Annotated in this window: 9 protein-coding genes; 4 read left to right on the top strand and 5 right to left on the bottom strand. The window is 54.7% G+C overall.

All coding sequences use genetic code 11. The features are described from left to right. Nucleotides 1-210: 210 nt before the first annotated feature. Entirely contained in the window at nucleotides 211-759 is a 549-nt protein-coding gene (locus EN984_RS14150) for a heme-degrading domain-containing protein (RefSeq protein WP_236382656.1), read from the bottom strand. A 268-nt stretch (nucleotides 760-1027) separates the two neighbouring features. On the opposite strand from EN984_RS14150, the gene EN984_RS14145 reads away from it, so the two are divergent. Together EN984_RS14145 and EN984_RS14140 are read left to right on the top strand one after the other, a co-directional pair. Then, complete coding sequence (locus tag EN984_RS14145; RefSeq protein ID WP_127267023.1) at nucleotides 1028-1738, top strand: hypothetical protein; 711 nt, start codon at nucleotides 1028-1030, stop codon at nucleotides 1736-1738. Between the two features lie 102 nt (nucleotides 1739-1840). Then, nucleotides 1841-3166 carry a hypothetical protein gene (locus EN984_RS14140; protein WP_127267022.1) on the top strand — a complete coding sequence of 442 codons (1326 nt, stop codon included), beginning with the start codon at nucleotides 1841-1843 and terminating at the stop codon, nucleotides 3164-3166. Nucleotides 3167-3481: 315 nt separating this feature from the next. Here the strand turns inward: EN984_RS14140 and EN984_RS14135 are convergent, their stop codons facing one another. Continuing rightward, nucleotides 3482-3979 (bottom strand): MucR family transcriptional regulator, encoded by a 498-nt coding sequence (locus tag EN984_RS14135; protein WP_127267021.1) that lies wholly within the window; start codon nucleotides 3977-3979, stop codon nucleotides 3482-3484. Nucleotides 3980-4670: 691 nt separating this feature from the next. Further along, a complete protein-coding gene (locus tag EN984_RS14130; protein WP_127267020.1) occupies nucleotides 4671-5228 on the bottom strand; it encodes a hypothetical protein in 558 nt (185 codons plus the stop codon). Between the two features lie 675 nt (nucleotides 5229-5903). Between EN984_RS14130 and EN984_RS14125 the strand changes: the two genes are divergently transcribed. Continuing rightward, nucleotides 5904-6611 carry a Crp/Fnr family transcriptional regulator gene (locus EN984_RS14125; RefSeq protein ID WP_127267019.1) on the top strand — a complete coding sequence of 236 codons (708 nt, stop codon included), beginning with the start codon at nucleotides 5904-5906 and terminating at the stop codon, nucleotides 6609-6611. Nucleotides 6612-6623: 12 nt separating this feature from the next. Here the strand turns inward: EN984_RS14125 and EN984_RS14120 are convergent, their stop codons facing one another. Together EN984_RS14120 and EN984_RS14115 are read right to left on the bottom strand one after the other, a co-directional pair. After that, complete coding sequence (locus EN984_RS14120) at nucleotides 6624-6833, bottom strand: hypothetical protein (RefSeq protein WP_236382658.1); 210 nt, start codon at nucleotides 6831-6833, stop codon at nucleotides 6624-6626. A gap of 14 nt (nucleotides 6834-6847) precedes the next feature. Then, nucleotides 6848-7069, bottom strand: a complete 222-nt coding sequence (locus EN984_RS14115) for a DUF768 domain-containing protein (RefSeq protein WP_127267017.1) — start codon at nucleotides 7067-7069, stop codon at nucleotides 6848-6850. Nucleotides 7070-7718: 649 nt separating this feature from the next. Between EN984_RS14115 and EN984_RS14110 the strand changes: the two genes are divergently transcribed. Then, nucleotides 7719-7928, top strand: a complete 210-nt coding sequence (locus EN984_RS14110; protein WP_164748682.1) for a hypothetical protein — start codon at nucleotides 7719-7721, stop codon at nucleotides 7926-7928. Nucleotides 7929-8167 lie beyond the last annotated feature (239 nt).

Genomic DNA, 8167 nt, shown 5'->3' with positions numbered 1-8167 from the left:
GACTAGGGCAAACGCTAATTTACTGTCGGCTGCGATCCATGGGCGTTCGGGACGAGTAGCTGTTGCCGTTCAACGATTATTGGCAGCAGCCAGGCACCCGCGGACACTGCTATCTCGCAAAGCCGTAAGCCACGCTCTTCTGATAGCCCGGTGCGCGTTTGCCCCCGTATCGGTGCGTATGCGGGAACGACGGAATGCAGCCAACAGAGACTAGTTCCATGTCTCGGGACCGAGGGACAAAAGGTTGGCATCCTTTCCAAGGTGCTCGCATAGACCTGCTACTGCGAGGTTATGGTCACTGCGTTGACTGAGGCCGGACACCGCAATCGCTCCAATCACGCCCACCCCTTTGACCCGGATTGGAAAAGCCCCGCCGGCTAGAACGAAATCCTGTGGATTCAGACCGTATCCGGGAGGGAAAGTGCGATCCTCACGTTGCTGCTGTAGGGCTAAGAGATAGCTGCTCTTGTGAAAGAGCTTGACTACGTTAAGCTTGCGCCGTGCCCATTCACCATTCGACGCCGTTGATGTCGGAAGCGCGGCGTAGAATAATTGACGATCCCAGAGCCGAATGTCGATAACGATCCCGACCTGTTCGCGCACTGCGATGGAACGAAGCGCGCAGCCTAGCTTAAAGGCCGCTGTTTCTTCAAAAGATTCGAAGACGAGCACGGATTCCTGTTGAACGATTTTCGGGACATCACTCGCATCCCCCTCTGAAGCCAAACTGCGCGTCATCTCTCCCGTCTTATCCGTCATGTCGAACTGTCCGCGTGCTTTTGCAATCGCGCCAAGGAGTCGGAATACAGGCGGTTAATGGGTCTAAGCAGCGCGTAAGACGTGCAGCCACGCGGCCTTATCGGCGAGTTCCTCGCTAATAGCTTCGGCCGTTGCCCATAGAGGCACTGGGTTTCTGATTTGATGTGCAAAATATCCATCCAATCATCCTACGCCCTGTCAAATACTCGGGATGGTGCTAGACGTCTAGGATGAATGGGCCTTTGAACGGTGTAGCAATTATCTGCCAATGACTGATCATACATTTTTCGCGATTTTGTTTGTGGGGAGACAGGGGTCCAGCTATCTCCAGGCTTTGCTTGACTCTCACCCAGATGCAACGTGCGAAGGCGAGCTATTCTCACCGACGGCGCGCTTAATCGCCGACTTGGTCAGGCGGCGCACAATATCTTTCAGAAACTCCCGTCAGAAGGACGTGGCTAGCTATCTTGAGAAGATGCTCCACAAAAAGGGTAGCAGGGTCACCGGTTTCAAAATGCCCTACCTGTCTCTGCTGGAGCATACTGACGCGGTAGAAGCATTCAAGAGATTCGGATACAAGATTGTCCGCTTGTCACGCGACAACCTGTTGGATCAATATATTTCGTACAGACTTGCGGCTTTAAATAATTCATGGAGATCGGACTACGGGCCGACAAAAATAAATGACTTTTATGCAGATCCAAATGATGTATTGACCGCTTTTGAGAAATGGACAAGCGACAACTCCGCTTTGCACCGGATAGCGAGTGAATTTCCCAATTTGCATGTAACATATGAACAGTTGGTCGACGGCTCTGGCGTATTGCGCTGCCTCGAATTTCTGAATTTGCGCGATGCACCTCTCGAAAGCCGTTTCAAAAGGCAGAGAACCGGCGCTCAATCTGAGATCATCTCGAACTACGACGAACTGAAGGGTCACTTTATCCAGACAGGGTGGGCGCGCCATTTTCTGGACTAACCCCGGTTCCAATTCACTGCAATTGGGCGCCCAATCATGCAGACGCCACAATTACTCCCAACTGTTCGTCCCTTTGTCCCCGGGCTAGCCGAGCGCCTCCCAATGAGCGACCCCATCTCCATTGATCTTCCGGTCGCTTCCGCGCCCTCGATATGGCGAGCTAGTGGCGCCGCTGCCGCCGGCCGCGTTGGCATATTGGCTGCAGGTCTTGCGAGCTCCTTGCTACTTCCTCTTGCCTTGCCTCCAGACAAAGTCGGCATCTATTTCATTGCTCAGATACTCACCTCAGGATTTGCAATCCTGGTTCAATTGGGCCTCACATTTACTGTGCCGGCGCTTGTCTCGGCCGCGACCGCGAAAGGAGACTTTGGACGAGCGCGGGATCTTATAGCTAGGATCCAGGGACTAGTTGTCTCTTTCGGCCTCATCACAGCATTGGCATTCTGGCTTGCAGAACATTGGATCGGAAGCAGCGGAGGCAACGAATGGGGAGAAATTTTGCCGATAGTCGCCGTAGCCATTCCCTGCGCAGCTTTGGGGTCTGTCCAAGTCGAACTGCTTCGAGCGGTTCACTCGATTCGGAGTTCGGCTTTCCTCATGGCCTTCCCTAGTGCCATTGTGGCCCTCTTCCTCGCGTTTGCCCTCGTGACACACAGCAGCGTCACCCTTCATCAGGTCCTATTGTGTAGTTTGGTCGGCTTCGCGATGGCAGCGGGTTTTGGCGCTTTTAGCATTTTTATGATGTCGCGCCGCTGGACTGAGCCAGCAAACGTAGAGACAAACCTACGAGCGATTATCCTTCGTACTCTGCCGAATCTCGCGACAACCTTGATGTTGTTCGGTCTATCTCAGGTCGACATGGTTCTGCTGACGCTCTTCACTAGCTTCTCAGAAGTTGCGCAATATGGTGTCGCTTTGAGGATTTCGACGGTACTGATCATGCCGCTCAGCATCGCAAATTCCGCCTTTGCCCCTTCTGCGGTACAGCATTGGACGCTGGGCGACCGAGTGGGACTTCAGCGATCTCTCAGAACATTGGTTGGTGTTTCGACGCTCCTGACTTGCTTAATGTATTTCGGGTTGGTGACTCTCGGCTATGCCGCTGTGCAGATTTGGAACCCACACTACGAAAGTTCTTTGTGGATAGCGCTGATCTTAGGCTGCGGCCAAGTTTGCCATGTTCTCGGCGGATCGTCAGGAGTTTTGTTGATGGTGTTAGGCGACGAAAAGTTTGCTTTTCGCATTACCTTGGGTACCGGCCTCGCAACCGTCGTATTGTGTACGGCTGGCGTTCTGATGGAGGGCCCGCTTTTACTCGCGTCGGCCGCGGCGTTTTGCAATGCGCTTCAGGTAGGTTTCTTCTCAGCGCGAGCCCGTAAGATATTCGATGTCGATCCAACAATCTTGTCGGTCGTTAAAGGCAAGTAGCGCGGAAGCTGACTAGTTCGGCTTGTCCTTGTGGGACTTGAACCTGTGAGCACCCGGGTCCCCCACCAGGCCACTGAGAACCAAGAGGCCAAACAAGGCCATAATGCAACCCACCCCGGCAAACAACATTATCCAGTACATATAACACCACCCCCGCCATTAGATACCCCAGATAAGGCTGATCTGCAAGATATCCCTAATGTAAGTAGTGGTTAGACGGTTCTCCGGCGACTGCGTTGCTCGCCGTGCCCAGCCTGTGGGTAAGGTGACACCCCTAGGCGTTGCATGACGGAGATACGAAGCCCCAGCTTCGCTTTACGCGTTCCTTGTGAGATTGCGCTTTGCGCCTTTAGCCTTGATACCCTTTGGGGCTGGCTTCTTGGCCGGCGCTTTCTTGGCGGGATCCTTCGTGGCAGGCTTTAGCCCTAGCCCTATCGACTTTGCCAACTCCGATCGCTGTGCGGCATAGCTTGGCGCCACCATGGGGTAGTCGCGAGGCAAACCCCATTTCGTGCGGTACTGTTCGGGCGTCATCCCAAGCAAACCCAGATGGCGCTTCATTGACTTGAATTTGCGACCGTCTTCCAAACTTACGATGTAATCCGGAAAGATCGACTTCTTCGGGTTCACGGCCGGCGTCAGCGGCGGTAGCTCCGCGACCGCTGTCGGGCCCAATTTCGAAAGCGCGGCGTTGACCGAAGAAATAAGATCCGGCAGCCCAGCCACTGGCACGGCGTTATTTTGTACAAACGCGGCGACAATATCGACCGTCAGCTCAATCAGATCTGTGTTTCGTTCAATTTCATCGGTCAATTGTTCACTCCTGAATTGGCAGTGCGAACCTATTTTGAATTGTCGCTTTGCGCAATGTTGGTATGAGGCAGATCAATAGAACCGGCGGGCTAATCCTGCGGTAAAGGGTGTTCAGAGGTCGTCACGCTGTGCTATCATTGCATGGCCGGAACAACCGCGAAAATCGGGCATTCGCATCACCGCCTTGGTCAACCAGGGCTGACATCAACCAGCTTCCCCCTCGATCATCATTGAGAGATTGTCGTCCCAAGCGGATGGCATCGATTGGTTAGCCGTGTTGCGAGTGATGCAAAATGGCCTCTCCCGAAAAGCCCGTCATCGATTTCAGCTAGGCGAAATCGGATCTGATCAAGACCATCATTGGCGATTGGCCCATTGCCAACGCTTATCTCCCGGTGCCGCGTCTGTTCGATGAGGAAAGCGAGACCGAGGGCTCTGCCTAACCGCACAAATCCAGGTAGTCGCACAAAAGCGCCAATAACGCCCTCGTCCGTCGCGTACAACTGCCCTCAGTCGTTTCAGCGTGTCGCGTGACAGTGGCCACCCGCGACAACGAACGTGCTGGACGACAACGGACTGCGGCTGACGTTGATCTACTGATGACTCAAACCTGCGCCAATTATCGCCCAAGAAGTGACTTGGCGAACTCCTCGATGATTGGGCAAATCTCTGTCATCTTGTCGGACACGCCCTAAGAATTGCCGGCGTCCACGTAGGCCATAGTCGTTTCAAATCCATAGAGGGATTGCAGTTCGATCAGCCGGTCGTAACCGACGCTATGAATTTCCTTTTCAGCCAACCATGTTTTGGATGCCTGAACCATCGCAGGGTATTTCGGTGGATCGAAGTCAGCCTTAGTCGCATTGTCCCAATTGCAGTTATTGTTATCGATCGCGGCGAGCAATTTGATTTGTTCCGCAACGGCTTCTGAGGGCCGTCCCGGGCGAAGCATGCTCCAGTTTCCGGCATCGATGTAAAGCTGCTCACAGGCGCTCTCAGGCATGCCTAACCCGGTTTCCTGCCCTTGCTCAAATGAACCTAGTTTCTTGCCGACCTGATCGAACGCGAGGGATTGAAGCCGCCGAGCTTCATCCAGATAGAAACGGTCATTGTCGCAAACTCGGTTGCTGAGGATACGCCCAGCGATTATGTATTTCGCCATCTTGCCTGTCATGGGCTGATCGGCATACGCACCCGCGGCAAAGGTCGTGAGCGCTAGGGCGCAGACTACGGCGCGGGTGTGGATCATGGTCTGTGCCCCTGAATTCTCAGCATATAGCACCGCGCCGGCCGGAGAATGCAACACGGGCCGGCTATGATTCCTCGGGAAATCCTGCAGGGAAGCGGCATTCGGATGCCGCAAGTGACGGCAAACGCGGCACGCCCATTAACCACCTTCCAGGATAGAGCGGACCCCAAACGGCACGTTGGGGGTTTAAGTTGCATGGAAAATCACCAGCACCGATTCTACTGTCATATTGAACGCGACGGATCGTGGGGAGTTTGGGATTGCGTCGCCAATAGGCCGGCAAGGTTGGGCGGTGGCGACCTTCTCGGGTGCACTGCCCAAAGGGCTCAAGCTGCGGAACACGTCCTGACGAGAATTTACGACGGCGGACTTGATGCCGTCGCTATCCGCATTGCGGGAATTGTCAGTTCTGCAGGTTCGGCCTGATCGATCTCGCGTTGGCCGCCTATCACGAATTGTCGGTTTCGTACTAAGCAGAGTTCTGTACGATTCCAACCCTTTAACTTTGAACGTCCATGTTTTGTAATTTGCCGGCTGAGGGGACGCCGTGCATCGAATCGCATTTCAGTGTCAATCGCGCGCCACAAGGCGTATCTTCATTGAATCGTCTGCACGTTTTTACGGGCGCGGACGGCAGGGAGATTGGAAAGCTCTTGCCCCAAGTGGGATTGAGCTATGACCAATCTAGTGAATGATTCCTATAAAAACGAATTGCTGCGTCGGCTCAACTCCGATGACCTAGCGCTTTTGCAACCGCATCTTGAGCGATGTGCTCTAAATCTGAGAATGAATCTGGAGACGGCCGATTCTAATATCGAGACGGTCTATTTCCCGGAGGACGGCATTGCTTCCGTGGTGGCCACAGCGTCAGGAAAAGAAACAGAGGTTGGGCTCGTCGGCTTTGAGGGAATGACCGGTGGCGCGCTCGTGATGGGCGCTGACTATGCGGCGCATCAATGTTACGTACAATCGCCCGGTAGCGCTTACCGCATCGGAGCTGAGCCCTTCAAGGAGGCTCTTGCGAACAGCCCGACGCTGCGCCTCTTCCTCTTGCGCTATGTCCACTATTTCCACATCCAGACCAGCTATACGGCCCTGAGCAACGCACGATCGAACCTTGAAGAACGTTTGGCGCGATGGCTTTTGATGTGTGATGATCGGGTCCACGGCGAACGCCTTGCGATCACTCATGAGTTCCTGTCAATTATGCTCGGAGCAAGGCGCCCAGGAGTCACGGTTGGGTTGCAGGTGCTGGAAGGGCGGGGTCTCATTTATTCCCGACGGGGCGAAGTGGATATCCGAGACCGCAATGGTCTTAAAGCATCTGCAAATGGCACCTATGGGCAGCCGGAGGCACACTATGTTCGGCTGCTTGGAGAATGATGCTATAGGTCGTTATCTAATGGTCGCTCGGGCGACGCTACTTTTCCGTATCGCCTCGAATATCACTTCGGATACGCTCCAGACCTCTTCATATATCTCGTCGGGCTTGATTCCACCATCTCGTGCGGCGTCCATCATCTGGTCCGCAAGGTCGCTGGCCGCGATTGGGTCGCCGGTTGTGGTAACCGGCAGATGGCCCGCGATCCAATCGTCGATGAACATGCAGCCGCGAGCGCTCATTCGGCCACACCAGGATCATAGTGGACGATGGCATCGAGGATAGTGCGATAGAGGCTGTCCACCTCCTCGTCTATTTCTTCCCGTTTGATCCCCAAGGACCTGGCGTCGGCTATTAGCTTATGCGTGAGTTCATCAACGGCGATCACGTCGGCCTTGGTCGTCTCCGGAACGTTGTTCGTCATCCATCGATGGAGAAAGTTGATTCCGCGCGCGCTCATCTCGGCACAAGAGTCGGCGCGATATTAGGTTCCGCTAATTCTAGATAATTCTTGATGGTTGGCTCTGCCCGCTGTGAGACATGCGGGACTTGCCCCAAGTCATTTGACGAACGGCCAAAGCACAAGCCTCTGCTCGTTTTGGTGGAGCAGACTTTTGATGCCGAACGTTGTGGGCAGAACGGAGACTGCGGCCTCTCCGGGAGCCCTCAACCTGACATCCAAGATGCCAATAGCAGGGCGGCCAAGGATGACGCCAGAGCAGCGGCTGCAAGAAGCACCCCGGCGCTCTGCCAACCCGGCGGCGGCTGGTGTACCACCCTGTTGGGCGGCTGATTATCATTCATGGGCGGCAAAATTAAGCTCCTGGCGCTGGCACATGAAATAGAGAACCCGCCAACCACTGTAGCGGCTCGCGGGTCCTTTCAGCACAGGAAGAGACCTAGCTGTGCCGATTTCACGACTGAAACAACAATCATTTTATCCAGGTGTTCCGGCTAGATCCGGATGTCGGACCATTGCGTCACTGGGGGAGACTTTGGTCCCATCGTTGTTGAGACCGAAGCCCATATAGGGAACGTTTGGCGCAGAGCTGTGTTTGAGTGGCCCGCGCACAGAACGGTCAATTGCTTACTCAACCGGACAAATGAAGATGATGAACCTTGAAGACGAGACGTCCCAAGCGCTCGTGGCGCGTCTGGCTGATCTCCAGGCAAAAATGCGGGCGGCACGCATAACTGAGGCAGAAATGAAAACCTTCCAAAAGGTTGCAGCCATCATGGAAGACGGTCGCGGCCAGATTGCGGGCGACGACCTGATCGCTGCATCCTTCCTCGCCGAACCTGAGGCCCTGAATGGGTAGCTGCTATCGGGTGGCGCCAAGCTTCTGACGACGGGGGCGGTGGCGAGGGACGATCAGGCGCGGTCGTCACCGCGGCTTCAATAATATCCGCTCCTATTGCTGCGCCCGTGTCGGCTGGATGATCACCGCCGAAGTGGAGTTGTTGATAAGAAAATTGGCCGTCAGCCAAAAGCCGATAGCCATAAAAAACAGGACCGCGAAGGCGATGAACAAAACTCGCATGCGGCGGAATATACCAC

This window comes from Mesorhizobium sp. M7A.F.Ca.CA.004.12.1.1 (assembly GCF_003997835.1).
Taxonomy (GTDB): domain Bacteria; phylum Pseudomonadota; class Alphaproteobacteria; order Rhizobiales; family Rhizobiaceae; genus Mesorhizobium.
The sequence above is the reverse complement of the archived record's forward strand: the minus strand, read 5'-3'. Positions and strand labels throughout refer to the sequence as shown.

Bases quoted from the DNA above. Each gene is read 5' to 3' on its own strand.
- EN984_RS14150 (WP_236382656.1), bottom strand. From the start codon at position 759: ATGACGGATAAGACGGGAGAGATGACGCGCAGTTTGGCTTCAGAGGGG.
- EN984_RS14145 (WP_127267023.1), top strand. From the start codon at position 1,028: ATGACTGATCATACATTTTTCGCGATTTTGTTTGTGGGGAGACAGGGG.
- EN984_RS14140 (WP_127267022.1), top strand. From the start codon at position 1,841: ATGAGCGACCCCATCTCCATTGATCTTCCGGTCGCTTCCGCGCCCTCG.
- EN984_RS14130 (WP_127267020.1), bottom strand. From the start codon at position 5,228: ATGATCCACACCCGCGCCGTAGTCTGCGCCCTAGCGCTCACGACCTTT.
- EN984_RS14125 (WP_127267019.1), top strand. From the start codon at position 5,904: ATGACCAATCTAGTGAATGATTCCTATAAAAACGAATTGCTGCGTCGG.
- EN984_RS14120 (WP_236382658.1), bottom strand. From the start codon at position 6,833: ATGTTCATCGACGATTGGATCGCGGGCCATCTGCCGGTTACCACAACC.
- EN984_RS14115 (WP_127267017.1), bottom strand. From the start codon at position 7,069: ATGAGCGCGCGCGGAATCAACTTTCTCCATCGATGGATGACGAACAAC.
- EN984_RS14110 (WP_164748682.1), top strand. From the start codon at position 7,719: ATGATGAACCTTGAAGACGAGACGTCCCAAGCGCTCGTGGCGCGTCTG.